23 protein-coding genes are annotated in these 24,200 nt (G+C 70.5%); 8 read left to right on the top strand and 15 right to left on the bottom strand.

Annotation, left to right across the window (positions count from 1 at the left end):
• The first annotated feature begins 12 nt into the window (after window positions 1–12).
• Both E7742_RS14485 and E7742_RS14480 read left to right on the top strand, forming a co-directional pair.
• Complete coding sequence (locus E7742_RS14485) at window positions 13–393, top strand: phage holin family protein (protein WP_137799572.1); 381 nt, start codon at window positions 13–15, stop codon at window positions 391–393.
• A 1-nt stretch (window position 394) separates the two neighbouring features.
• A complete protein-coding gene (locus tag E7742_RS14480) occupies window positions 395–745 on the top strand; it encodes a VOC family protein (protein ID WP_137799571.1) in 351 nt (116 codons plus the stop codon).
• Between the two features lie 32 nt (window positions 746–777).
• Here E7742_RS14480 and E7742_RS14475 read toward each other — a convergent pair whose 3' ends face one another.
• Window positions 778–1,647, bottom strand: a complete 870-nt coding sequence (locus tag E7742_RS14475; protein WP_137799570.1) for a 1,4-dihydroxy-2-naphthoate polyprenyltransferase — start codon at window positions 1,645–1,647, stop codon at window positions 778–780.
• A 78-nt stretch (window positions 1,648–1,725) separates the two neighbouring features.
• Between E7742_RS14475 and E7742_RS14470 the strand changes: the two genes are divergently transcribed.
• Window positions 1,726–5,025, top strand: a complete 3,300-nt coding sequence (locus tag E7742_RS14470) for a BTAD domain-containing putative transcriptional regulator (protein WP_137799569.1) — start codon at window positions 1,726–1,728, stop codon at window positions 5,023–5,025.
• A 4-nt stretch (window positions 5,026–5,029) separates the two neighbouring features.
• Here E7742_RS14470 and E7742_RS14465 read toward each other — a convergent pair whose 3' ends face one another.
• The 8 genes from E7742_RS14465 to E7742_RS14430 all read right to left on the bottom strand — a co-directional run bounded on the left by E7742_RS14465 (window position 5,030) and on the right by E7742_RS14430 (window position 11,398).
• On the bottom strand, window positions 5,030–5,857 hold the full coding sequence (locus E7742_RS14465; RefSeq protein WP_137799568.1) for an ABC transporter permease: 828 nt from the start codon (window positions 5,855–5,857) through the stop codon (window positions 5,030–5,032).
• Entirely contained in the window at window positions 5,854–6,828 is a 975-nt protein-coding gene (locus E7742_RS14460; protein ID WP_137799567.1) for an ATP-binding cassette domain-containing protein, read from the bottom strand. The genes E7742_RS14465 and E7742_RS14460 overlap by 4 nt, the downstream gene beginning before the upstream one ends.
• Window positions 6,829–6,981: 153 nt before the next feature.
• Window positions 6,982–7,506 carry a hypothetical protein gene (locus E7742_RS14455; RefSeq protein ID WP_137799566.1) on the bottom strand — a complete coding sequence of 175 codons (525 nt, stop codon included), beginning with the start codon at window positions 7,504–7,506 and terminating at the stop codon, window positions 6,982–6,984.
• 431 nt (window positions 7,507–7,937) lie between these two features.
• The gene (gene menE / locus E7742_RS14450; RefSeq protein WP_137799565.1) at window positions 7,938–9,125 is read right to left on the bottom strand and encodes an o-succinylbenzoate--CoA ligase; all 1,188 of its coding nucleotides are present in this window, start codon (window positions 9,123–9,125) and stop codon (window positions 7,938–7,940) included.
• Window positions 9,126–9,166: 41 nt separating this feature from the next.
• A complete protein-coding gene (locus E7742_RS14445) occupies window positions 9,167–9,469 on the bottom strand; it encodes a DUF3349 domain-containing protein (protein WP_137799564.1) in 303 nt (100 codons plus the stop codon).
• A 22-nt stretch (window positions 9,470–9,491) separates the two neighbouring features.
• Complete coding sequence (locus tag E7742_RS14440; protein WP_137801222.1) at window positions 9,492–9,857, bottom strand: DUF3349 domain-containing protein; 366 nt, start codon at window positions 9,855–9,857, stop codon at window positions 9,492–9,494.
• Window positions 9,858–9,900: 43 nt separating this feature from the next.
• The gene (locus tag E7742_RS14435; protein ID WP_137799563.1) at window positions 9,901–10,164 is read right to left on the bottom strand and encodes a hypothetical protein; all 264 of its coding nucleotides are present in this window, start codon (window positions 10,162–10,164) and stop codon (window positions 9,901–9,903) included.
• 13 nt (window positions 10,165–10,177) lie between these two features.
• Complete coding sequence (locus tag E7742_RS14430) at window positions 10,178–11,398, bottom strand: inorganic phosphate transporter (protein ID WP_137799562.1); 1,221 nt, start codon at window positions 11,396–11,398, stop codon at window positions 10,178–10,180.
• Window positions 11,399–11,854: 456 nt separating this feature from the next.
• Between E7742_RS14430 and E7742_RS14425 the strand changes: the two genes are divergently transcribed.
• The 5 genes from E7742_RS14425 (at window position 11,855) to E7742_RS14405 (ending at window position 17,552) form a co-directional block, all read left to right on the top strand.
• Window positions 11,855–13,273, top strand: coding sequence for an ABC transporter substrate-binding protein (locus E7742_RS14425; RefSeq protein ID WP_137799561.1), 1,419 nt, complete (start codon window positions 11,855–11,857; stop codon window positions 13,271–13,273).
• Between the two features lie 134 nt (window positions 13,274–13,407).
• Window positions 13,408–15,708 (top strand): ABC transporter permease, encoded by a 2,301-nt coding sequence (locus E7742_RS14420; protein WP_137799560.1) that lies wholly within the window; start codon window positions 13,408–13,410, stop codon window positions 15,706–15,708.
• Window positions 15,701–16,444 (top strand): ABC transporter ATP-binding protein, encoded by a 744-nt coding sequence (locus E7742_RS14415; protein WP_137799559.1) that lies wholly within the window; start codon window positions 15,701–15,703, stop codon window positions 16,442–16,444. The genes E7742_RS14420 and E7742_RS14415 overlap by 8 nt, the downstream gene beginning before the upstream one ends.
• Window positions 16,444–17,196, top strand: a complete 753-nt coding sequence (locus tag E7742_RS14410; protein ID WP_137799558.1) for an ABC transporter ATP-binding protein — start codon at window positions 16,444–16,446, stop codon at window positions 17,194–17,196. Before E7742_RS14415 ends, E7742_RS14410 begins: the two co-directional genes overlap by 1 nt.
• A gap of 2 nt (window positions 17,197–17,198) precedes the next feature.
• The gene (locus E7742_RS14405) at window positions 17,199–17,552 is read left to right on the top strand and encodes a hypothetical protein (protein WP_137799557.1); all 354 of its coding nucleotides are present in this window, start codon (window positions 17,199–17,201) and stop codon (window positions 17,550–17,552) included.
• A 111-nt stretch (window positions 17,553–17,663) separates the two neighbouring features.
• Here E7742_RS14405 and E7742_RS14400 read toward each other — a convergent pair whose 3' ends face one another.
• From E7742_RS14400 to E7742_RS14375, 6 genes are all read right to left on the bottom strand, one after another.
• Window positions 17,664–18,044 (bottom strand): VOC family protein, encoded by a 381-nt coding sequence (locus E7742_RS14400; protein ID WP_137799556.1) that lies wholly within the window; start codon window positions 18,042–18,044, stop codon window positions 17,664–17,666.
• A gap of 36 nt (window positions 18,045–18,080) precedes the next feature.
• Complete coding sequence (locus E7742_RS14395) at window positions 18,081–18,530, bottom strand: hypothetical protein (protein ID WP_137799555.1); 450 nt, start codon at window positions 18,528–18,530, stop codon at window positions 18,081–18,083.
• Window positions 18,531–18,565: 35 nt separating this feature from the next.
• Window positions 18,566–20,233: a RecQ family ATP-dependent DNA helicase gene (locus E7742_RS14390; protein WP_254699011.1), complete on the bottom strand. Its 1,668-nt coding sequence runs from the start codon at window positions 20,231–20,233 to the stop codon at window positions 18,566–18,568.
• Window positions 20,226–20,852 (bottom strand): dienelactone hydrolase family protein, encoded by a 627-nt coding sequence (locus E7742_RS14385; protein ID WP_137799553.1) that lies wholly within the window; start codon window positions 20,850–20,852, stop codon window positions 20,226–20,228. Before E7742_RS14385 ends, E7742_RS14390 begins: the two co-directional genes overlap by 8 nt.
• Before the next feature lie 72 nt (window positions 20,853–20,924).
• Window positions 20,925–23,120, bottom strand: coding sequence for an acyltransferase family protein (locus E7742_RS14380; protein ID WP_137801221.1), 2,196 nt, complete (start codon window positions 23,118–23,120; stop codon window positions 20,925–20,927).
• A gap of 117 nt (window positions 23,121–23,237) precedes the next feature.
• Window positions 23,238–24,131 carry a 1,4-dihydroxy-2-naphthoyl-CoA synthase gene (locus E7742_RS14375; RefSeq protein ID WP_137799552.1) on the bottom strand — a complete coding sequence of 298 codons (894 nt, stop codon included), beginning with the start codon at window positions 24,129–24,131 and terminating at the stop codon, window positions 23,238–23,240.
• Between the last annotated feature and the right edge of the window lie 69 nt (window positions 24,132–24,200).

Below are 24,200 nucleotides of genomic sequence, written 5' to 3'. Positions count from 1 at the left end.
CAGCATGAAGCCATGACATTCGTGATTCGCCTGGTGATCAACGCGGTCGCCATCTGGCTCGCCGGACAGTGGCTGAGCGGGATCGAGATAGCCGACTCGGGTCAGGGCACCGGCACGGACCTGCTGATCCTGCTCGGTATCGCCCTGGTCTTCACCGTCGTCAACGCGTTCGTGAAGCCGATCGTGAAGCTGCTGTCGCTGCCGCTGCTGATCCTGACACTCGGGCTGTTCACGCTCGTGATCAACGCGCTGATGCTGCTGCTCACGGCATGGCTCAGTTCGCAGACCGAGTGGGGGCTCAGCATCGACGGCTTCTGGACCGCGGTGTGGGGCGCGCTCATCATCTCGGTGGTGAACTTCGTACTCAGTGCCCTCGTCCCGGACAAGCGCTGACATGGGTGTCCGCCGAGTCGTCTCGAACATCCGGGCGGAGTCGACCGCCGCGAGCCGTGACTTCTACGGGACGCTCGGGTTCGAGGAGGTGATGAACCTCGGGTGGGTGATGACCATGGCGTCGCCCTCCAACCCCACCGCGCAGGTGACGTTCATGGGGCCGGACGCCACCGCGCCGGCCCACCCCGACCTCAGCGTCGAGGTGGACGACGTCGACGCGGTCTACGCGGCGATGCTCGCGCGCGGCGCCACCATCGTCCACCCGCTGCAGGACGAGGAGTGGGGCGTGCGGCGGTTCTTCGTCCGCGACCCGGACGGCAAGGTCGTCAACGTGTTGGAGCACCGCGCCTGAGCGACAGCATTTTTCGTCCGCCCGGCCGTCCGTCAGCCCAGGCCCAGTGCCAGCCCGGTGGCCGCGGCCCACACCAGCATCGACTGCCCCGTGACCGCGAGGGCGGGGATCAGCGCGGGGCCCCGGCCGCCGGCGCGCACCGGGGCATTGGCCTTGACCGCCAGCGGTAGTGCGAGCAGTCCGAACAGCGCCCACGGCGTGCGCACCACCAGGGCCAGCGTCGCGACGAACGGCACGATCAGCAGCGCCAGGTGCAGCGCGCGGGTGCGGGCGTCGCCGAGTTTGACTGCGAGCGTGATCTTTCCGGACTCGGTGTCGGTGGGGATGTCGCGCAGGTTGTTGGCGACCAGGACGGCGCTCGAATACGAGCCCACCGCGATCGCGGCGAGCAGACCCGCCCAGTCCACCCGGCCGGCCTGCACGAACTCGGTGCCGAGCACCGCCACCAGACCGAAGAACACGAACACCGCGATCTCACCGAAACCGCTGTAGCCGTACGGCTTCCTGCCGCCGGTGTAGTACCAGGCCCCCAGAATGCAGACGGCCCCGACGAGGATCAGCCACCACGCCGAGACGAGGGCCAGCACGACACCGGCCACCGCGGCCACCGCGAAACAGCTCATCGCGGCCGCCTTGACCGACGCCGGCGTCGCCAGACCGGAACCCACCAGGCGCAGCGGCCCCACCCGGTCGTCGTCGGTGCCGCGGATGCCGTCCGAGTAGTCGTTGGCGAAGTTCACGCCGACGATCAGCGCGAGCGAGACGACCAGGGCCAGCAGCGCCTTCCACCACACCGCCCCGTCGAGCGACGCGGCCGCTCCGGTACCGGCGAACACGGGAGCGATCGCGTTCGGGAGCGTGCGCGGGCGGGCGCCCTCGATCCACTGGGAGACAGAAGCCATGCGCCGATCCTTTCACCCCTGTCGAATCGGGTGGCCGCACGGTCGGGTGCTCCCATAGGCTTGGCGCCGGTGCACACCGTGACGAGGCCATCCCAGACGCCGGCGCCCGCGGAGCCGCCTGTCGTGGTGGCGCTGCTGGGTGCGGTCTCCACGCGCCGCGACGGCGCCTTGGTGCCGCTGCCCGGTCCGCGGGCGCGCAGCCTCCTGGTGGCACTCGCGCGCCGGCCGGGCCACAGCCGCAGCGCGGCGGCGCTGGTCGAGGACGTCTGGGGGGACGCCCCGCCGAAATCGCCCGCGAACGCGCTGCACACCCAGATCTCGCGATTGCGCTCGGCGCTGCCCGACGGCGCCATCGAGGCCGGCCCCGCCGGGTACCGGCTGACGCTCGATCCGCAGCAGGTGGATCTGGCGCGGGCGCGCCGGTTGGCCCGCCACGCCGGCCAGTGCCACGCGGACGGCGATCAGCAGGGCGCGCTGGCCGCGGTCCGGCAGGCCCGGGCGCTGTGGCGCGGCGATCCCGGCGCGGACCTGCCCGACGGCCCGCTCGCCGACGACCTGAGGACCGAGGCGGCCGGCCACCGCAGCGCACTGGACGCCGTCGAACTCGCGGCGCTGGTGGCCGCCGAGCAGTACGCGGACGCGCTGCCGATCGCGCGCGCCGCCGCCGGCGCCCGACCGCTCGACGAGGACGTCCACGCGCTGCTCATGGAATCCCTGCGCGGCGCGGGGCGGTCCGCCGAGGCGCTCGCGGTGTTCGCCGATCTGCGGGGCCGGCTGGCCGACCGGCTGGGCGTCGATCCGTCCGCGCGGCTGATCGACCTCAACGCCACGATCCTGCGCGGCGAGCCGGCTCCCGCGCCGGCGAAGGACGGTGCCGGGACACCGGAGTCGGCGAACCGGGTGCCGCCCATCGTGATCGGGCTGCGGGCGGCGCCCAACCCGCTGCTGGGACGGAAGACGGACCTGGCGGCGCTCGAACTGCTGCTGGAGTCCTCCCGGGTCGTGACGGTCCTCGGGCCCGGCGGCACCGGGAAGACCCGTGTGGCGCACGCCCTCGGCGGGGAGGTGTCGGCGCGGATGCCCGTCGCGCTCGTCGAGTTGGCGCCGCTGCGCAGCGGGGAGGACGTCATCGCCGCGATCAGCGGCACGCTGGGGTTGAGTGAGGCCGACCTGGCCCCGGGCGGGCTCACCCGCACCCGGATCCACGACGCCCGGCAGCGGTTGCGCGACGCGCTGGCGGCGCGGCCGTCCCTGCTCATCCTCGACAACTGCGAGCACCTGATCGACGACGTCGCCGACGTGGTGGCCGACCTCATCGCGGCCAGTCCGCACCTGTCGGTGCTGGCCACCAGCCGCGCGCCGATGGCGATCACGGCCGAGGCGGTCTATCCGTTGCCGCCGTTGGCCATCGAGGAGGACGGCTCGCCCGCGGTGGAGCTGTTCCGCACCCGGGCGCTGGCGGTGCGCCCGTCGGTGCGGCTCGACCGCGGTGAGGTGGAGCGGTTGTGCCGGACGCTCGACGGTCTGCCGCTCGCGATCGAACTCGCGGCGGCCCGCGTCCGCACGCTGAGTGTCGAGGAGATCAACGCCCGGCTCGTGGATCGCTTCGCGCTGCTGCGATCGGGGGATCGCACGTCGCCCGAGCGGCATCGCACGCTGCGCGCGGTGATCGACTGGAGCTGGAACCTGCTCGCCGACGTCGAGCGGGCGACGCTGCGCCGACTGTGCCGGTTCCCCGGCGGCTTCACCGCCGACGCCGCTGTCGCGGTGGCGCAGTGGGGCGACGTCGTCGATGTCGCCGACGCGCTCGAGGGGCTGGTGAACCAGTCGATGCTGTCGGTGGTGGAGCCCGCCGACGGCGCCGACACCGGACTGCGCTACCACATGCTCGAGACCGTCCGTGAGTTCGGCGAGGAGCAGTCCCAGGTCGACGAGGCCACCGAGGTGCGCACCCGCACCGTGGCGTGGGCCGAGGGCCTCGCGCGGGAGGTGTTCCGCGACTTCACATCCGGTCGGCAGATCGCGGCGGCGCACCGCGCCGAGGCCGAGCACGACAATCTGCTGGCCGTGCTCCGGTACGCGGTTTCCGACGAGCGCGTCCGCACCGTCTACACGGTCTTCCCGGTGCTCGGCGGCATGTGGGCGCTGCGGGGCGCGCACTCGGAGGTGTTCAACTGGGCGCCGCGGGTGATCGCGCTCGACGCAACCGGACCGGGCCCGAGCGAGGTGCCCGGAGACCTGCTCGCGTCGGCGTACGTGCTGGCCGCCTCGCACGCGGCGATGGGCGGCGACCGGCGCTCGGTCGCGATCGCGCGGACGCGGCTGCGGCGGCTACTCGCCGCGCGCACGGATCTCAGCGAGTCGTCGCGGGTCAACGGGGCCCTGATGCTGGTGCCCGGATCCGGACGCGGGTTGGCCCGGCTCCTCGCCTCGGCGGTGCGCTCGGCCGATCCGGGGGCTCGCGGCTCCGCATTGATGGCCCGTGCCAACCTGCGGGAGAACAACGGTGACCTGTTCGGGTCGGAGGCCGATTCGCTGCAGGCGCTGGCCCTGGCCGAGCAGACGAACGACAGCTGGGGGCTGGCGATGGTGTGCCAGCATCTGGGCAGCCTGTGTGCGCAGTCCACTCGCTACGAGGAGGCTGCCGAGTTCTACCGGAGGTCGGCGGCGGGGCTGTGGGAACTGCACCTGTACGACGAGAGCCTGCAGGTGCGGGGGTTCATGGTGGTGGCGCTGATCGGGGCGGGCCGGATCGCCGACGCCCGAGCGGAACTGGCGGCACTGGTGCCGATGCACGCGAGCACGGCCGGCGCCGGCGCGAACGGCGAGAACACGCACAACCAGGTGACGCTGGCCGCGAGCACCGCCGAGGTGGACCTGGCGGTGGGTGCGGTCGATCGTGGGCTGGCCGAGTACCGGAGAGCCGCGCTGCACACCGGCGACCTCGCGTCGGAGCTTCCGGCCGATCCGCTCGAGGTCATGGTGGCGGCCGCGGTCGTGGATGCGCACGTACTCGCGCAGCGCCCGGAGGCGGTCGCCGACCTGGCCCACCGGCTGGCGAAGGTGTCGAGGGAGCGGTTGGGTCCCGGCGGGTACCCCGACCTGCCGCAGACCGGGGCGGTGGCGTGCGCGGTGGGTAGTTTCTGTATCGCCACCGGGCGGGGCGGCGCCGCACGCGCGTTGCGCCTCCTCGCGCTGGCCACGAGAGTGCATGCGCGGCAGGACTATCCGTCGATGCGGCTCGACCGACACCTCGAGGCGGCGCGTACGGTCCTCGGTGCCGACGCCGTCGCGGCGGCGCTGACGTCCGTGCGAGGGACACCGCGCGCCGCCGCGCGTCACGAGATCCTCGAGCTGCTGCCGATGCCGCAGGAGTGAGGCGTCAGGCCTTGCGCATGTAGGTGCGCACCGTCAGCGGCGCCATGATCGCGACGATCACCGCGGCACCGAGCAGGGCCCACACCCCGTGGATGCCGAAGTGGCCGTCGTTGGCCAGCTCACGCACCGCCGTCACCAGGTGGGAGACCGGATTGACGTTCACGAACGCCTGCATCCAGCCCGGCATCGTGTCCGCCGGTACGAACGCATTCGACATGAAAGTCAGCGGGAACAGGATCATCATCGAGACACCCTGCACCGCAGACGCTTTGCTCATCAGCACACCCATGAGGGCGAAGATCCAGCTGATCGCGAACGCACACACCATGACGAGCAGCGCAGCGCCCACCACGCCGACGAACCCGCCGCCGGGGCGGTACCCCATCGCGACGCCGACGACCACCGTGATGGTGGTGGCGATGAGGTAGCGCACGACGTCGGCGAGCAGTGCACCCGACAGCGGTGCGATCCGGGCGATCGGCAGGGACTTGAAGCGGTCGAATACGCCCTTGTCCATGTCCTCGCGCAGCTGCGTGCCCGTCACGATCGACGTCGTGATGACGGTCTGGACCAGGATCCCCGGGATGATGATCGGCAGGTACGACTTCACGTCACCCGAGATCGCGCCGCCGAAGATGTAGGTGAACATGAACGTGAAGATGACCGGCTGGATCACCACGTCGAACAGCTGCTCGGGGTTGTGCTTGATCTTGAGGATGCCCCGGTAGGCCATGGTGAAGCTGTGTGCGATCGCGTCCCGTAGACCGATGCGCTCGGTGGCCTCGACGGTGGCGGTGGTCTGCCGCGCGGGGGAGGTGAGGGTGGTGGTCATGCGGCGCTCCCTTCGGATTCGGTGGTGTCGCGGCCGGTGATCGTGAGGAAGACCTCGTCGAGACTCGGCTTGGAGACGGTGATCTCGTCGACCTCGATGCCGTGCTCGCGCAGGCGCAGCAGCAGGTCGGCGGTGATCGACGGATCGGCGAGCGGGGCGGTGATCCGGCCCGACTCGGGGGTGACCGCGGCGTCGAGTCCCAACGCGGTCGACAGGACGGTCCGCGCCTCGTCGGTCCGGCCGCGGTCGGCGAGCGTGAGCTGCAGCGCCGAGACCCCGACCGACGCCTTGAGTTCGTCGGCGGTGCCGTCGGCGATGACCTTGCCGCGGTCGATCACCGCGATCCGGTCGGCCAACTGGTCGGCCTCGTCGAGATACTGCGTGGTGAGCAGCACCGTCGAGCCCTCGGCGACGAGCCGCCGGATGGTGTCCCACATCTGGGCGCGGGTCCGCGGATCGAGCCCGGTGGTGGGCTCGTCGAGGAACAGCAGCGGGGGATGGGCGATGAGGCTGGCCGCCAGGTCGAGGCGTCGGCGCATGCCACCGGAGAAGTTCTTGAGGGGCTTCGACGCCGCCTCGGTGAGCCCGAACTCCTCGAGGAGTTCGGTGGCCTTGCGCCTGGCGTCGCTGCGACTCAGGCCCAGCAGCCGCGAGAAGATCACGAGGTTCTCGGTCGCGGTGAGGTCCTCGTCGACCGACGCGTACTGCCCGGTGACGCCGACGAGGGACCGGACGGCCGTCGATTCACGGACGACGTCGCGGCCGAAGATGCGGGCCTGGCCGCCGTCGGGACGTAGGAGGGTCGCGAGCATGCGCACGGTCGTGGTCTTGCCGGCGCCGTTGGGGCCGAGGACGGCGTAGACCGAGCCGGTGGGCACGGTGAGGCTCACGCCGTCGACGGCCCGCTGCTGACCGAAGGTCTTGACGAGCCCGACGGCTTCGATCGCCGGGGGTGAGGTGTCGAGGTTCATGAGCCCACCGTGGCCGCACCCGCTTGCAGCACGCTTGCGCGGCACTTGCGCGGCGCCGGGACCCGCGACACGGCTCACGACACGACCCGGCTCACGAAACAACCCGGGGCCGTGGCGTTCGCGCCACGGCCCCGGGTCGGGTCGAAACGGGGGCTACTTCAGCAGACCGCCCAGGAGGCCGCCGAGGTCGAGATCGCCGAGGCTGCCGGTGAGACCGCCCAGATCGCCGAGGCTCCCGAACGGGTTGCCGACGGTGACGAGCTCGGGGTCGCCCAGCGCCGGACGCGTGGGATCGCCGGCGGAGGCACAGCCGCCGATGAAGGCGTAGACGCCGTCCCGCAACTCCGGAGTCGTGTAGTTCTTGGTGGCGCCCGCGGCGGCGACGTCGGCGCCGCTGGTCCAGGACACGAAGCCCGGCTCGAGGAACTTGGTGGGGTCGTCGAGCAGCTGGGGCACCTTCGCGGAGTCGACGGCGGCAGCGGTGCAGAACGTGAGCGAGTCGGTGTTCGGGTTGGTGAGCGTGACGCTCACGACGTTGCCGGTGACCTCGGTGGACAGCTGCGGCGCAGTGACGGCCGGAGTGGCGGTGGCCAGGGCGGGAGCGGCCAGGACGGCGGCCGAGGCGACGGCGGCCCCCGCGGCGACGCGAGTGAGAACGGACGTGGCACGTGAACGCATGGTGGCGTGACCCTTTCGAGCGGTAGGGGGAGGAGTGATCCGTCGAGCCGGGTGGAGCACCGCCCGCGCGGCCGACGGAAGGGGAGCGCGCGGCGGCCCGGACATCCCCGACCTACGTCCGGGTCGCCGCGCGGGATCGTGGGCGGCGAGTGGCCACCCCGTCATCGGCGGCACGTGTGCTGCGCGGTGATCGGGTGCCGTGTACTCGACATTCAAGATCACGTGGGAAGCATCATTCGTCCGTGGGCTTCCCGCAAGGCCCCGGAACGGGACGGCTCCGGGGTCGTCGGAAACCGGCGTCGCGGGACCGACATCCCTACCGGTCGGTAACGGAATTGATCTGCGCAAACCCCGACATACTGGGAGAACTCGGCTCTTTATAACGATTCGGTCTCGAATGTTCGTGGTCGGCGATTCAATTGGTAGTTCAACTAATTTCGCGGATCGGCGGTGGGCGGGGCCTCCGTCCACCACGCGCGGAGCGCGGAGCGGTCGACCTTTCCCGGCCCGCGTACCGGCAGCCCGTCGAGCAGCCGCACCTCACGGGGCGACGCCGTCGCGTCGAGTGCGGCGGACACGTGCTCCCGCAGCTCCGCGGCCGTGGGTGCGGGGCCGGGCCGCGGAACTACCACCGCCACCACGCGTTGGCCCAGCCGGTCGTCGGGCACCCCCAGGACGGCGCACTCGCGCACCGCCGGGTGGGAGCCCAGGACCGCCTCGACCACCTGGGGGACGACGGTGAGCCCGCCGGTGGAGATGGCCTCGTCCAGGCGGCCGAGGATGGTGAGGACACCGTCGGTGAGGGTGCCGGCATCGTCGGTCCGGAACCAGCCGGGCTCGGCGAACGCGGGATGCTCCGGTAGGCCCCGGTACCCGGAGGCAACCGTCGCGCCGCCGATCACCACCCGGGAGTCGTCGTCGAGCCGGACGGTGGTGCCGTCCAGCGGGACGCCGTCGTAGACGCACCCGCCGCACGTCTCGCTCATTCCGTAGGTGCGGACGATCGAGATGCCTGCGTCCAGTGCGCGCCGCAGCAGGGGCGGCGGCGTCGCGGCGCCCCCGAGCAGTACCGCATCGAGGGACGCCAGCGCCGCGGTGCCGGCGGGATGGTCGAGGGCCTTGACCAGTTGCGTGGGCACGAGCGAGGTGTACCGGCGCGGCCCGGGCATCGCGGCGACCGCGGCGGGCAGCTCGCCCGGGTCGAAGCCGTCCGCGACGTCCACGACGACCGGGGCCCGGCCGGCGAGCACGCTGCGCAGCAACACCTGCATCCCGGCGATGTGGTGGGCGGGCAGCGCCAGCAACCACGATCCCGGCCCGCCGAGCCGGTGGTGGGTCGCGGTCCCGCTGGCCCGCAGTGCGCGCGCGGTGAGCAGTGCGCCCTTGGGGACGCCGGTGGTGCCGGAGGTCGCCATCACGAGCGCGACGTCCTCACCGACGTCGTCGACGGGCCGGCCGGGCCGCAGCGCCGACGTGAGCCGATCCGTCTCCTTCGCATCGCCGGCCGGCACGGGCAGCAGCGGCGGCTCGCCGCCGTCGAGTACGCGTTCGAGTACCGGCAGGATCGAGGTCACCGACGAGCCGTGGGGGACGGGCAGGGCTTGCAGGAGCGGACGCACCGCTCGATGCTTTCACGCGGCCGGAGCCGGCGGCCCGGGGGTCAGGGCGGCGGCGGGCCGGCCGGCGGCCAGCCGCCCGCGGACAGATGTGACCGCACCCGCTCCACGTCGGACTCGAGCGGCATCTCGTTGGTGATCTTGGTGATCAGCACCTGGATGTCGGTCTTGGAGATCGGGAGGTCGCCGTGCTCGACGAGAGCCGCGGTGACGAGGTCGACCTCGTCCTCGGACAGGCGCCGGGTCAGGAGGGCGAACAGCGGAACGTAGTCCTGCTCGGGCACGCCGTTCGGGTATCCCGCACGCAGCCAGTCGATGATCGAGGAGAGAAAAGGAGGCAGGCTCAAGGTGGCTCCTGAACTCGGCCCGTCAGCCCCGGGCGTCCGGATTTTCCTGGTCGTGGAGGACGGGGGCGGCGTCGTCCGTGACGACCGGCCAACCACCCGCGACGAGGCGCTCGGTGACGCGTGCGACGTCCTCCTCCGTGGGCTCCTCGCGGATGACGCCCGCGATGATCTCCTTGAGCGAGTCGTAGTCGACGTGGCGGTCCGGGTGCTCGTGGGCGGTCGCGATGGACAGCTCGATGATCTCGCCGATCTCCTCGTCCGTCAGTCGACGTCCGAGCACGGCGAGCAGTGCGAAGTGGTCCTTCGCCGGAATCCCCTCGGGGTAGCCCGCCCGGAGCCAGTCCAGAACCGAGCGGAGCGAAAACTTTGTGTTCACCGGTGCGATCACTTTCACGAAGGAGCCGTGGCGACGGGGCGGGCCGCCGCCGGGCTCAGGAGGCGATGCCGAAGGTCGTGGTCAGGAACTTCCACATCAACATCAGTATCCCCGCGGCGATCGCGATCAGCACAACGGCGAAGCACGCCACGGCGCCGATCTTTCCCGCGGTCGACGGTGAACCGTCGGCGCCGGACCCCGTGCCCGCTGCCAGGGACTTCAGCCCCAGCGCGAAGACGGCGGGCAGGCCCGCTCCGAACAGCAGTCCCACGAGAACGACCTGCCACAACGCGTCGGCGGTCTTCGTCACGGTGTCCATGGGCCGTCTCCTCTCAGGTGTTGTTGCTGGCGGTTCGGTCGGCGCCGGCGTCGTGGTCGGCCCCGGTCGGCGACGGGGTGGGCGCGGCCTCGGCGCCCGGGGCCAGGCCGCCCTCCCACTCGGCGTTGACGTTCCCGGGATCGACCGGTTCGCGGCGCGAGCGCATGTACATGAAGGCGGCGAGCGCCAGCAGAAGCGCGAAGACGACGAGGATTCCGGGTAGGCCGCCGATCAGGTGGGCGACGGCCCAGCAGATCGCGCCCACGATGCCGGCGGAGGGCAGGGTGATCAGCCACGCGACCGCCATCCGTCCCGCGACGCCCCAGCGAACCTCGGCGCCCTTGCGGCCCAGGCCGGTGCCGAGGATCGACCCGGTCGCGACGTGCGTGGTCGACAGCGGCAGACCGAAGTGGCTCGAGGTCAGGATGATCGCCGCGGACGACGACTCGGCCGCCATGCCCTGCGGGGCAGCGATCTCGACCAGACCCTTGCCCAGGGTGCGGATGATCCGCCAGCCGCCCAGGTACGTCCCGAGCGCGATCGCGACCGCGCAGCTGAGCTTGACCCAGAACGGCATCTCGGCGTCGGCGGAGATGGTCCCGTGCGCCACCAGCGCCAGGAAGATCACGCCCATCGTCTTCTGCGCGTCGTTGGTGCCGTGGGCCAGCGACACCAGCGATGCCGTGCCGACCTGGCCGATCCGGAACCCGCGCCCCTTGGTGCCCTCCGGGACGTCCCGGCTGATCCGGTAGATGAGCTTGGTGCCGACCATCGCGACGAGCGCGGCGACGACCGGGGACAGCAGCGCCGGGATGATCACCTTCCCGAGCACCCCGCTCCATTCGACGCCGCTCATTCCGATCGACGCGATCGCGGCGCCGATCAGGCCGCCGAACAGGGCGTGGGACGAGCTCGACGGCAGCCCGAACAGCCAGGTGGCCAGGTTCCACAGGATGCCGCCGACGAGGCCGGCGAACACGATGAGCAGCAGCGCTTCACCGCTCACCGACTGGAGATTGACGACGCCCTTGGCGACGGTCGCGGCGACCTCCACGGACAGGAAGGCGCCGATCAGGTTGAGGGTTGCCGACAGTGCCACCGCGACCTTCGGTCGTAGTGCGCCGGTGGCGATGGAGGTGGCCATCGCGTTTCCGGTGTCGTGGAAGCCGTTCGTGAAGTCGAAAGCGAGGGCGGTGAGGACCACCACCAAGAGAACGACGAGCTCTGCGGTCACATGCGAATTGTGCGTATCGAACGCGTAAAAGTACAGCGAGCGTCCGGTGAACCGACCGGGTACCGCGCCGCATCGTCCCATCACCTCGAACGACGGTTTCCGAGGTGTGTGAACACTCACCATTTCGACGTCCTGTGGCCGACATCACCGGGTTGTCCCACTCACCGAGACCCACCCCCGGAGCCGACTGTGATGCTCGTTACGGTCCTCGCCACCGGGAGTGCTGGTGGACCGGTGATCGGAGCTCGGCAGGGTCGGTGACGGGGAAGCGGCGGCGGTCGGGACAGTCGTTTCCGATGTTCTTTACCTAAAGAAATCACTTGCTTTACCAAGTTTTTGCGAAACGCCGGGTTCGGTGCGCGGAGGAGCGGTAGATCCGCAGGTCCGACCAGGTTTTCGATCTGTTGTTCGACCCCGGCCCGGCCTCTCGGGCACTGAGAAGGAGAAACACCGACCGTGAAGAGCAAGAAGACAGCCAAGCTCGTCGTGGCGCTCGCCGCGACGGCTGCCCTGGTTTCGGCGTGTTCGGGCGATCGAAGCGGCGACGCCGTCGTCCCCGGTAGCGGCGATTCCGGCGCCACGACCTCGTCGGCGTCCGCCACCGGCCAGAAGTTCGGCACCCTGGATTCCCCGTGCGGCGAGGGTGACGCCAAGGGCGCCACGGATCAGGGCGTCACCGACACCGACATCAAGATCGGCTACGGCGACGACCGCGGCTACGCCAAGAGCCCGGGCCTGAACAAGGAGATGTCCGACGCCGTCTCCGCCATGATCGACTGGTGCAACGAGCAGGGCGGCATCAACGGCCGCAAGATCGTGGGCACCGACTACGACGCCGCCATGACGCAGGCCAACTCGGTCATGCAGGAGGCGTGCCGTAGCCAGTTCATGATGGTCGGCCACGGATTCGCGATGGACCAGACGTCGGAGCAGACGCGCGTGGCCTGCAACATGGCCGCCGTCCCCGGCTTCACCGTCTCCCCGGACGCCGCCAACGGTCCGATGACGTACCAGGGCGTGCCGTTCCCGGTCGACATCGCCAACGCCTCCGCCTGGTTCCAGATGGGCGAGATGCACCCCGACCTGAAGAACGACTTCACGCTCGTCGGCTCCACGATGCCGACGATCATCACGTCGCTCACCAAGACCCGGTCGTTGGCCGAGGCCGCGGGCTTCAACCTCAAGGACTGCGGCGTGACCCTCAACTACGAGGGTGAGGCCAGCTACGTGCCGTTCGCGGAGAAGATCAAGGCCTGCGGCGCCAAGGGTCTGTGGACCTCGCGTTCGCCGGTCCCGGCCGAGTTCAACTTCTTCAAGGCCGTCGACCAGGTCGGTGTCGATCCGATCATCTTCGGCGAGGCCACCTGGTACGCCAACGCCGTCCAGTCGTTCAACAAGGACACCGGCCTGCTCGACAACCTCAACGCCGGCATGACGTTCCAGATGCTCGAGAACGACAACGTGCCCGCCGTCAAGCAGTACAAGGATCTCGTCACCGCCCAGGGCGGCAAGACCGCGCTCCTGGGCATGCAGTCCACGTCGTCCTTCCTGCTGTGGGCCACCGCGGCCAAGGAGTGCGGCTCGGACCTGACCCGTCAGTGCATGATCGACGAGCTCTCCCAGATCCACGAGTGGGACGGCGGCGGTCTCCACGCCCCGAGCGACCCGGGCAAGAACGTGCCGGCCGAGTGCGGCCTGGTGGTCAAGATCAAGGGCGCGGACTACTCGCAGGCGTTCCCGGCCGACAGCGGCGAGTTCAAGTGCGATGCGCAGTACCTGGTCAAGACCGACAAGTCGACGTGGGGCACGGAGCTCAACGCCGACCGCATCTCCACCAAGTACCTGAACCCGAACGTGATCACGCCGAAGGCTTGATCCAGGGCCGGGCGGGCGTCACCCACAGGTTCCCGTCCGCCCGGCAGTTTCGATCCGACCGATGAATGCGGCGCCCCGAGCCACCGCTGGGGGCGCCGCGTCCATCCCGACTGAATTTTTCAGAGGGTTCGCAGATGGACACATTCGTGACGTTCACGATCCTGGGTCTGGTCCTGGGCTCGGTGTACGCAATCGCCGCCTCCGGGCTGGTGCTCACCTACAACACGTCCGGCATCTTCAACTTCGCGCACGGCGCGCAGGCGATGCTCGGCGCCTTCCTCTTCTGGCAGCTCAAGTACGGCTGGGAGCTGCCCACGCCGGTGGCACTGATCATCACCGTCGGCGTGGCCGGGCCGCTCATGGGCCTGCTGCTGTACGCCCTGATCATGCGCGGTCTCCGTGACACCGCCGAGGTCACCAAGATCGTCGTCACGGTGTCGATCATGCTCGGCATGCTCTCGCTCTCCCAGTGGTTCTGGCATCCCGAAGATCCCCGCACGATGAAGATGTTCTTCGGCGACGAGAGCCGGTTCTCGTTCTTCGGCGCCACCATCCACACGCACGAGATCATCTGCCTGGTCGTCGCGGTGCTCATCGCCGTCGGCCTGCGCTTCCTGTTCACCCGCACCCGCGTCGGCGTCTCGATGCGCGGTGTCGTCGACGACCCGGACCTGCTGCGGCTCAACGGGCACAACCCCGAACGCATCGCGGCGTTCTCGTGGGCGCTCGGTTCCACGCTGGCCGTGCTCGCCGGCATCCTCGTCACCCCGATCAGCGGCGGCACGCTCGAGGCCAACATGCTCACGCTGCTGGTCATCGACGCGTTCGCGGCGGCCATGTTCGGTCGCCTGCGCAGCATTCCGCGCACGTTCGTCGGTGCGATCGTGCTGGGCCTCGCCGGGACGTACGTGCTCGGCTACTTCCCGGCCGAGTGGACGTGGACGTCCAACCTGCGCGTCTCGCTGCCGATGATCGCGCTGTTCGTCGTCCTCATCGTGCTGCCGCACGACCGCCTGCGCGGCGCCGCGGTCCGCACCCGGGAGCGGTACTCGGTGCCGTCGGTGCGCAAGGCCGTGGCCTGGGGCGTCGCTCTGATCGTGATCGTCTACCTGGTCCGCCTGCTGATGGTCGAGTCCGCGATCACCACGCTGACCCTGGGGGTCTCGTTCGCGATCATCGCGCTGTCGCTGACCCTGCTCACCGGCTACGCCGGCGAGATGAACCTGGCGGCGGTGTCGTTCGGCGCGATCTCCACGATCGTGGCGTTCCACTTCGGAATCTCCGGGACCGGACTCGCGGCCCGGATGAACCTCTGGGGCCTTATCCTCGGCACGCTGGCGGCCGCGGTCATCGGTGGCCTCGTCGCGCTGCCGGCGCTGCGGCTGCGCGGTCTGTACCTCGCGCTCGCGACGATGGCGTTCGGTGTCTTCCTCAGCAACATGGTGCTGCGCGACACCACCGAACACGAACTGTTCGGGGTCAAGTTCTCGATCTTCACCGGCGGTTCGCTCGTCATTCCGCCGATCAAGATCGGCCCGCTGGACCTGAGCAACCAGACGGCGTTCCTCATGACAGCCACCGCGCTGTTCGTGGTTCTCGCCATCGGCGTCATCGCGCTGCGCAACAGCGGCTACGGCCGCCGGCTCGCGGCCATGAAGGACAGCCCGGCCGCCTCGGCGATGCTCGGACAGAACCTCGTCAAGCTGAAGCTGAGCGTGTTCATGCTCTCGGCCGGCATCGCAGGGCTCGGCGGCATCCTGATGTCCAGTGCCATCGGCGCGGTCTCGAACGAGAACTTCTCGATCATGATCAGCCTCACCGTCCTGATGCTCACGGTCGTCGCGGGCATCGGCTACGTCACCGGCGCCTTCTTCGGCGGGATCATGGCCGGCGTCGGCTTCGCGGTGATCATGGTGTCGTTCAACAACCTCGCCGCCGGTCAGCCGGAACTCGAAGGACTGTGGACCTTCATGGGGCACCTGGCCGCGGTCAGCCCGGCCCTCATCGGTATGAGCGTCGGCAAGAACCCGTCCGGCGCGGTCCACGACGTCATCGAGGGCTACCGCCACCTGCGCAAGGCCGTACCGGTGCTCATCGGCGGCGCGGCCGTCGTGGCGGTGTCCTACGTCCTCGCACTCACCGGCGTGCTGGACAACTGGTGGTTCGCGACGATCGCGATCGTCACGGTGTTCATGCTCCCGGTCGTCGGGCAGATGGTGATGCCGGCGGCAGTGCTCGGCGAGGAGGAGGCGGCGGCCCGTCGCGGCACGTCGCCCGAGGACATCGGCGTCGACGAGCCCTACACCGCCGACCGCCTGGCCGAACTCGACCGCGAGCTGGAACTGCCCGCGAGCGTGACCGAGCACACCGCGGTGACCCAGTTCGGTGAGCCGTCGATCGCCGCGACGCCGAAGGAGGCGATCGTCCATGCCTGACACCCCCATCCTGGAGACGCGCGGCATCACCGTGCGGTTCGGTGGCAACGTCGCCGTCAACGACGTCAGCATCACCGTCGAGAGCGGCGCCATCACCGGCCTGATCGGGCCGAACGGTGCCGGTAAGACGACGCTGTTCAACACCATCACCGGCCTGCAGAAGCCGTCGTCGGGCAAGATCCTGCTCGACGGGCACGACGTCACCCGGTTCTCGCCCGCCAAGCGGGCGAACCGCGGCCTGGCCCGCACCTTCCAGCGGCTGGAGCTGTTCCTGTCGCTGTCGGTGCGCGACAACATCCGCGTCGCCGGGGACATCCACCGGGCCAACACCCGCAACCGGGTCGACGTGGACGCCGAGACCGACCGGATCCTCGAGCTCACCAAGCTCACCGACGTCGCGGACAAGGATGTCTCCGACATCCCGACCGGCCGGGCCCGGGTCGTCGAGGCGGCACGTGCGCTGATGACGTCACCGCGGCTGCTGCTGCTCGACGAGCCCGCGTCGGGCCAGACCGAGCAGGAGACCGAGGACTTCGCGGACCTGCTGCAGCACCTGGCCGCGGACGGTCTGGCGATCTGCCTGGTCGAGCACGACATCCCGCTGGTGATGAAGCTGTGCAAGCACATTCACGTGCTCGACTACGGCGCCGTGCTGGCGTCGGGCAGCCCGGAGCAGATTCGCGACGATCCGGCCGTGATCGCCGCGTACATCGGTACGGCAGAGGAGGCGGTGTGATGTCGACGGTGACGACGAACGCGACGGAGACGTCGGGCGGCCGGCACGAGGCGCCGGTCCCGCTGCTCGAACTGGCCGGTGTCCGCGCGGGTTACGGGCCGATCGAGGTCCTGCACGGAGTGGACCTCGCGGTCGCACCGGGCACCGTGATGGCGCTGCTCGGCCCCAACGGTGGCGGCAAGACCTCGACGCTCAAGATCTGTTCGGGCATCCTGCCTGTCACGCACGGCGAGCTGCGGCTCGCGGGACGGTGCGTCAACGGTGCCGAGGCGTCGGACCTGGCCACGCTCGGGGTGTGCTCGATCCCCGAGGGACGGGGCATCTTCGCGAACCTCACGGTTCGTGAGAACCTGTGGATCGCAACGGGAACCGGGGCGGAGCTGGCGAAGCTCGAGGAGATCGCCTACACCCGGTTCCCGATCCTCGGCAAGCGCAAGCACCAGCTGGCCGGGTCGATGTCCGGCGGCGAGCAGCAGATGCTGGCGCTGTCGCGGGCCCTGGGCACCGACCCCACGGTGCTGCTGCTCGACGAGCTGTCGATGGGCCTGGCCCCGCGGATCGTCTCGCAGATGTACGACGTCGTGGGACAGCTCGTCGACGAGGGGCTCACGATCCTCGTGGCCGAGCAGTTCGCCCGCGCCGTGCTGCCGATCGCCGATCGCGCAGCGCTCATGCTCCACGGACGAGTGGTCCGCGTCGGGGCACCCGACGAAATCGAGAACGAACTTTCCAACAGCTACCTAGGAGGATGACGATGACCACTCTCGCAGATGAGCGTCGCGCCCAGTTCAAGTCCGACGTCGCCGACCTCAAGCTCAAGTCCGGTCCGTCCCGCGGCGACGGCGCCGCCCGGATCGCCGGCCTCGCGCTCATGGCGGTCGGGGTCGTCGCCGCGTTCATCGTGTACATCTCGTCGCTCACCCAGAGCGACCTGCGCGACATCGCGTCGGACCAGATTCTGGCCACCGCGTTCCTCGCGCTGACCGTGATCGGCGGCGCGCTGTACCTCGCGGGCGCGATCGCCCGGGTCCTGCGCCTGTGGCTGCTGCGTCAGCTGCACGAGGGCCAGGCGCAGGCCGACCAGATCGCTGCGGCCCTGTCGAAGTAGGCGCTCCGCGCCCGTGCGGTCGAAGTAGGCGCTTCGCGCCCGTGTCATGTGGCGCTCCGCGCCCGTGCGCCTTTTCGGTGGTTGCCGCCACCGGAAAGGCGCACGGGCGTTTCAGCGCAGGTCGCGGCGGATAGGGTGGTCCTCGGGAATCTGGACCAGCACGATCGGGACGTCGTCCGGGTCGGCGATCCACATCTCGTGCAGTCCCCACGGTTCCCTGCGGGCCTCACGCACGATCGGCACCTCCGCGCGGATCAGCTCGTCCTGCGCGGCCGCCAGGTCACGCACCTGCATCCACAGCGCACCCGGAAAGCGCGTCTCCAGTTCGGTGCCGCCGTGCGACGTCACCTCGATCAACCCCTGTCCGGCGAAGAACACCGTCCCGCCCGGGTATTCGCGGGCGATCGCCAGTCCCAGCACGTCCCGGTAGAACGCCAGCGTCACCTCGTAGTCACGGGGACGCAGAATCGTTCTGCTGCTGAGTATCTCCACGGTCGGTTCCTCCTGAATCGATGTGCCGGTCTCGCGTCACCGGCCGGGTCCGGGGCGGGCCTCGTGGCCGTCGCGGCCGTGGGTGCGGCGCGCTTCCTTCATCTCGGCCTCGAGCAGGTGCCGGCGGCCCTGCACCAGCGTCTCGCGGACCGCCTTCTCGTGTTCGCGGAACTCCGACCAGTAGCCGTCGTCGAACTCCTCGACCAGCTGGAAGGTCCACCGGCCCTCGATGACGTTGCGGCCCACCATGGCCGACTGCAGACGTTCGGCACACTCCGGATGCCCGGCCTCGATCAACTTCTCGACGGCCTCACCCAACTGCAGGTCGGCGCGGCCCAGCAGTTGGTGGAACGCGTACAGGTGGCCCCGCGCCTGTTCGACGGTCTCGAGCGCCTCCGACAACTTGCCCACGGCGTCGACGGTGGCATCCGTGACATCCTCGGGCCGCCGGTGCTCCGGTTCGGGTCGTTCACGATCGACGGTCATGGGCTCCAGTGTGCCCGGAAAACGCCGGCCCGGCGTCACTCGATCGGTTCCACCAGGTCCGCATCCTCGATCGCGTCGAGGGACAGCGTGCGGTAGCCGTGCTCGTCGAACAGGACCGTGATGCGGTCCGGCTCGGTGCGCATCACGACGCCCGGGCCCCACGACCGGTGCTCGACGTGCGTGTCCACCGGGAACGGATCCGGTTCGGAGTTGGTTGCCGCGCCGGGCTTGTCGGCGGAGCTGCCGCTGTCGCCCCGGTTCTCGGAACGCAGGTTCTCGTCGCAGCAGTCGCAGTTCCCGCACGGTTCGTCGGGGTGCTCGCCGAAGTACTCGAGCAGGAACCGGCGGCGACAGTCCCGCGTCTCGGCGTAGCCGCGCATCATCTCGACCCGCGATTCGTCCATCCGGCCGTCGACGTCCGCGACGTGCTGTGCCGCGGTGACGGCGGCGTCGACCCCGATCCCCGTGGTGGCGATCCCGGCCGTGCTGTCGTGGATGGCATCCGCGCGGGCGAGCAGGTTCACCGCGTTCGTCACGGTTCGGGCCGCCAGGTCCGTTCGGGAACGCAACTCGCGCAACGAGATCGGGTCTTCCGACAGGGCGCCGTACACCCGGCGGAGTGTGTCCTCCGACGGCGCACCGGACGCGAAGAACGTGCGCAACGCCAGATCTTCCGGCCGGTAGAACAGCACCGCGCGGGCGTCGGCGCCGTCGCGCCCGGCGCGGCCGATCTGCTGGTAGTAGTCGTCGAGCGAGTCCGGAACCGACTCGTGCAGCACGAAGCGGACGTCGGGCTTGTCGATGCCGAGCCCGAACGCCGACGTCGCGACCACCACGTCGAACCGGTCCTCGAGGAACCCCTCGTGGACCCGGGCGCGTTCCTTCGCGCGCATCCCCCCGTGATAGGCGGCGGTGCGGAGCCCGGTCTCGCCGATCCACTCCGCGTACTCCTGCGTCGCGGCACGGGTGGCGACGTACACCAGACCCAGACCCGACATCTCCTGCACGGTGTCGAGCAGCGCCCGCTTCTTGTCGTTCGCGGTGGTCGCGCGCCGCACCTCGAGCCGGATGTTCGGGCGGTCGAAGCCGCCCACGACCATGTGCGGGTCCCGCATCCGCAGCTGCGTGACGATCTCCTCCCGCACGGGCGGCGACGCGGTGGCGGTGAGCGCGAGCACCGGCGGGTGGCCCAGGTGTTCGATCGCGGCACCGAGCCGCAGGTAGTCGGGCCGGAAGTCGTGGCCCCACGCGCTGATGCAGTGCGCCTCGTCCACGACGACGAGCGAGACGTCGGCGTCGGCCAGCCGCTTCATCGTCTTCTCGTTCGCGAGTTGTTCGGGGGAGAGGAAGAGGTATTCCACCCCGTCCTCCTCGACGGTCTGCCACGCCTCTTCGGTGCGCCGGGCGCTGAGGGTGGAGTCGACCGCGAGCGCGGCGGGCGCGTCGTCGGCCGCCTCGATCGCCGCGACCTGGTCGTGCTCGAGCGCGATGAGCGGCGAGATCACCAGCGTCATGCCGTCACGCAACACCCCGGTCACCTGATAGATGGCGGACTTGCCGTAACCGGTGGGCATCGCGGCCATCACGTCCCGGCCGTCCAGTACCGCCGTCATCGCCTCGAGCTGTCCGGGTTTGAGTTGCTCCCACCCGAAATTCTCGCGGGCGACGCGGCGCAGATCATCGACGACGGCGCGCTCACTCACCCGGTCGACCGTACGCGAGAAACCAGTTCCGGGCGTGTTCGGCGACGACGTCGAGGGTGCCCGGCTCCTCGAACAGATGCGTCGCGCCCGGCACGATCACGAGGTCGTGCTCGCATTCCAGCAGCGTCTCGGCCTGCCGGTTCAGGTCGATCACGGTGGTGTCGAGCGAGCCGACCAGTAGCAATGTGGGTGCTTTCACCGCGGACAACCGGGAACCGGCCAGGTCCGGGCGACCGCCACGGGAGACGATCGCGGTGACGCCCGCGTCGGGCTCGGCGGCGGCGTGCAACGCGGCCGCGGAACCGGTGCTCGCGCCGAAGTACGCGACGGCGGGCGCGCGCTCGCGGACGTGTGCCGTGACCACGCACAGCCGCTCGGACAGCAGCGGGATGTCGAACACCAACCGCCGGTCGCCCTCCTCGTCGGGGGCGAGCAGGTCGAACAGCAGCGTGCCCAGGCCGGCGGTCCGCAGGAACTCGGCCACGTGGCGGTTGCGGGGGCTGAACCGGCCGCTGCCGCTGCCGTGTGCGAACACGACGACCGGCAGATCCCCGGCGGGTTCGGTGAGCGACCCCGACAGCCGTACGCCGTCGACCACGAACGTCGTCTCGGTGGGCATGCCTCCATTGCACACCCCATCGCGGGGTCACCCGAGCGGAATCGGTTGGCCGATCGCTCGGCCGCCCCCCGCTCACCCGCCGGCGAGGACCCGGTCGGCGAGCGCCGCGATCACCGGGGACAGCGCCTGCGCGTGCTCGATCGTGAGGTGGTTGTCGTCGCGGAACACCAGGTCGTTGCCCACGATCACGGGGCACCGCACGGCGGTGCAGAACAGGTCGGTGAGGTCGGCGTACCGGCCGCCGCCGGTCTCCGTCGCCGCGGCCTCCGCCGCGATGCCGGCCGCGTTCATCGCGACGTCCCGGTCCGGGGAGCAGGCCGCTGCGTCGTCGAGGTGCCCCGACAGACAGGTCGGGACCGTCGAGTGCGGGTCCGGCACCGGGCCGAGCACGAGGACGTCCGCGCCGGTGGCGCGCAGCTGCGCGACCGTGCGGGTGAGGCTGTCCAGCCACTGCGGGCCGAACATCTCGAAGCCGAAGTCGCCGCCGTACCGCCGGGACATGCCCAGCACGATCAACCGCGGCGGCTGCGCCTGCAGCCGCGCCACCACGTCGCGGCGCCACTGCGCGCACTCGGTGTACTCGCGGCCCAGATAGGGACTGGTCAGCGGGATGTCGAGCAGCGGGCACGTCACCTTGCCCAGCGTCTCGAGCCGCCAGTGCCGCTGCGCCGCGACCGCCTCGAATGCCGGTGTCCACATCGCGGCGTGCGAGTCGCCGACCACCGCCACCGTGGTGGACGCGCCGACGTCGCCCGACGCGCACTCGTCCTGCCCCACCTCGAGCCACGACCGGACGCATCCGTTGAGGAACACCTCCGGTTTGCTCGCCGCGGCGTCGGCCAGGGGAGGGGACAGGTTCGAGGGCACCGCGCCCACGTCGACCGAGGCGGCGACGGCGGCCTGCACCTGCGCGGTGAGCTCGTCGACCGCGACGTCGTGCGGGTCGGCGGCGGGGGCTGCGGCCCCGGTGGGCGCGCCGACCGTGAGTGCCGCGGCCGCGGCCCCGTGACCGACAGGCACGGGGCGCAACATCAGCAGCACGAGGCAGGCGGCCACCGCCACCGCGGTGACGGCGCCGCCGAGGGCGAGGCTGCGCGGCGCCGACGCCCGCAGCGCGGACGCGAACCGGACCGGATTCTCGACCAGCCGCAGGGTGAGCACCGCGAGCACGGTCGCCGCGGCGACCACCGACAGCCGTCCCGCCAGACCGATGTCGTGGCCGACGAGCGACGGCGCGAGGATCAGCAGGGGCCAGTGCCACAGGTACAGCGCGTACGAGAGCCGCCCGACCGCACCCATCGGCGGCAGCGACAGCAACCGCCCCACCCCGGCGTCGGGCCGGCCGCAGCCCGCACCGATGACGAGGACGGTGCCCAGCACCGGCAGCAGGGCCGCGGTCCCCGGATAGGGCGTGCTCTCGCCCAATCGCACGCACGCGACGACGATCAGCACCAGCCCCGTGCCGCCGGCGACGGCGGCGGCACTGGCCGGCAGGCGCCGCCACAGCGGCACGGACAGCGCCACCAACCCACCCAGCGCCAGCTCCCACGCCCGCGACGGCAGTGAGAAGAACGCCCACGGCGGCCGCGTGTCGGTCCAGATCGACGACACCGCGAACGAGGCGGCCGCGACCCCGCCCAGCACCACCGCGAACGGCAGCGCGGACGGGGCTCGGTCCGCGGCGGCCCGACGGCGGCGCAGCGCCCAGGCCGTGCCGACGATCAGCGCCGGCCACAGCAGATAGAACTGTTCCTCGACGCCGAGCGACCAGAAGTGCTGGAACGGCGACGGCGGTGCATCCGCCGCGAGGTAGTCGGTTCCGCGCGCCGCGAACCGGTAGTTGCCCACGTACAGCGCACTGGCGATGCCGTCGCCGAGCGCGTCCCGCGCCTGCAACGGTGGCAGCAACCAGACCGATCCGATCGCGGTGACGACGAGCACCAGCGTCCCGGCGGGCAACAACCGGCGGGCCCGGGCGCCGTAGAACCGGGCCATCCGCACGGACCCGGTGTGCGCGACGTCCCGCCACAGCAGCCCCGTGATGAGGAACCCGGAGACGACGAAGAACACGTCGACGCCGACGAAGCCGCCACCGATCCCGGGCACCCCGGCATGGAACAGCACGACGGCCAGCACCGCGACCGCGCGCAGCCCCTCGATGTCGGGCCGGAACCCCGTGCTCGCGGACTCGGCGCGACCGGTCGCGGCCACCCCGGGAGGCGGAGTCTGCGCGCCGGCGAGCGGGATCGACGTCGACATGCGCGCCATGATGCCTGCGGTGATTTGGGCCACACCGGCGCCACGCCGCACCGGAAACGGACGCGCCGCGTCCCCGATCGGGAACGCGGCGGCGGCGGAAAGTCCTGCGGCGGCTGAAAGTACCGGTCAGTAGTACCAGGGGTACGGCGACCAATCCGGGTCGCGCTTCTGCAGGAACGAGTCCCGTCCCTCGACGGCCTCGTCGGTCATGTACGCCAATCGGGTGGCCTCACCGGCGAACAGTTGCTGGCCCACCAGGCCGTCGTCGGCGAGGTTGAACGCGTACTTGAGCATGCGCTGCGCCTGCGGCGACTTGCCGTTGATCTTGCGACCCCACTCGATCGCGACGTTCTCGAGCTCGTCGTGGTCGACGACCCGGTTCACCGCGCCCATGTGGTGCATGTCCTCGGCGGTGTAGGTGTCGCCCAGGAAGAAGATCTCGCGAGCGAACTTCTGGCCCACCATCTTCGCGAGGTACGCGCTGCCGTAGCCGCCGTCGAAACTGCCCACGTCGGCGTCGGTCTGCTTGAACCGGGCGTGCTCGCGCGAGGCCAGCGTCAGGTCGCACGTGACGTGCAGGCTGTGTCCGCCGCCGGCGGCCCAGCCGTTGACGAGGGCGATGACGACCTTGGGCATGAACCGGATGAGCCGCTGCACCTCGAGGATGTGCAGGCGGCCGGCGCGGGCCGGATCCACCGTCTCGGCCGTCTCCCCGGACGCGTACTGGTAGCCGCTGCGACCGCGGATGCGCTGATCGCCACCCGAGCAGAACGCCCAGCCGCCGTCCTTGGGGCTCGGTCCGTTGCCGGTGAGCAGCACGCAACCCACGTCGGACGTCATGCGCGCGTGGTCGAGCGTGCGGTACAGCTCGTCGACGGTGTGCGGGCGGAAGGCGTTTCGGACCTCGGGACGATCGAACGCGATGCGCACGATGCCCTCGTCGACATGACGGTGGTACGTGATGTCGGTGAGATCCTCGAAACCGGGAACGGGACGCCAGAACTGCGGATTGAAGGTCACGGCCCCGAGGATATGCCCCGTCCGCCGGAGTGTCGGGCAGCGCCTCGCACCCGCGCCGCCCCGTTACGG

Origin of the sequence: Rhodococcus sp. SGAir0479, from assembly GCF_005484805.1 — a bacterium.
In the GTDB taxonomy this organism is placed as follows: Bacteria; Actinomycetota; Actinomycetes; order Mycobacteriales; family Mycobacteriaceae; genus Prescottella.
Note: the sequence above shows the minus strand (reverse complement) of the source record. Positions and strands in the feature narration are given on the sequence as shown.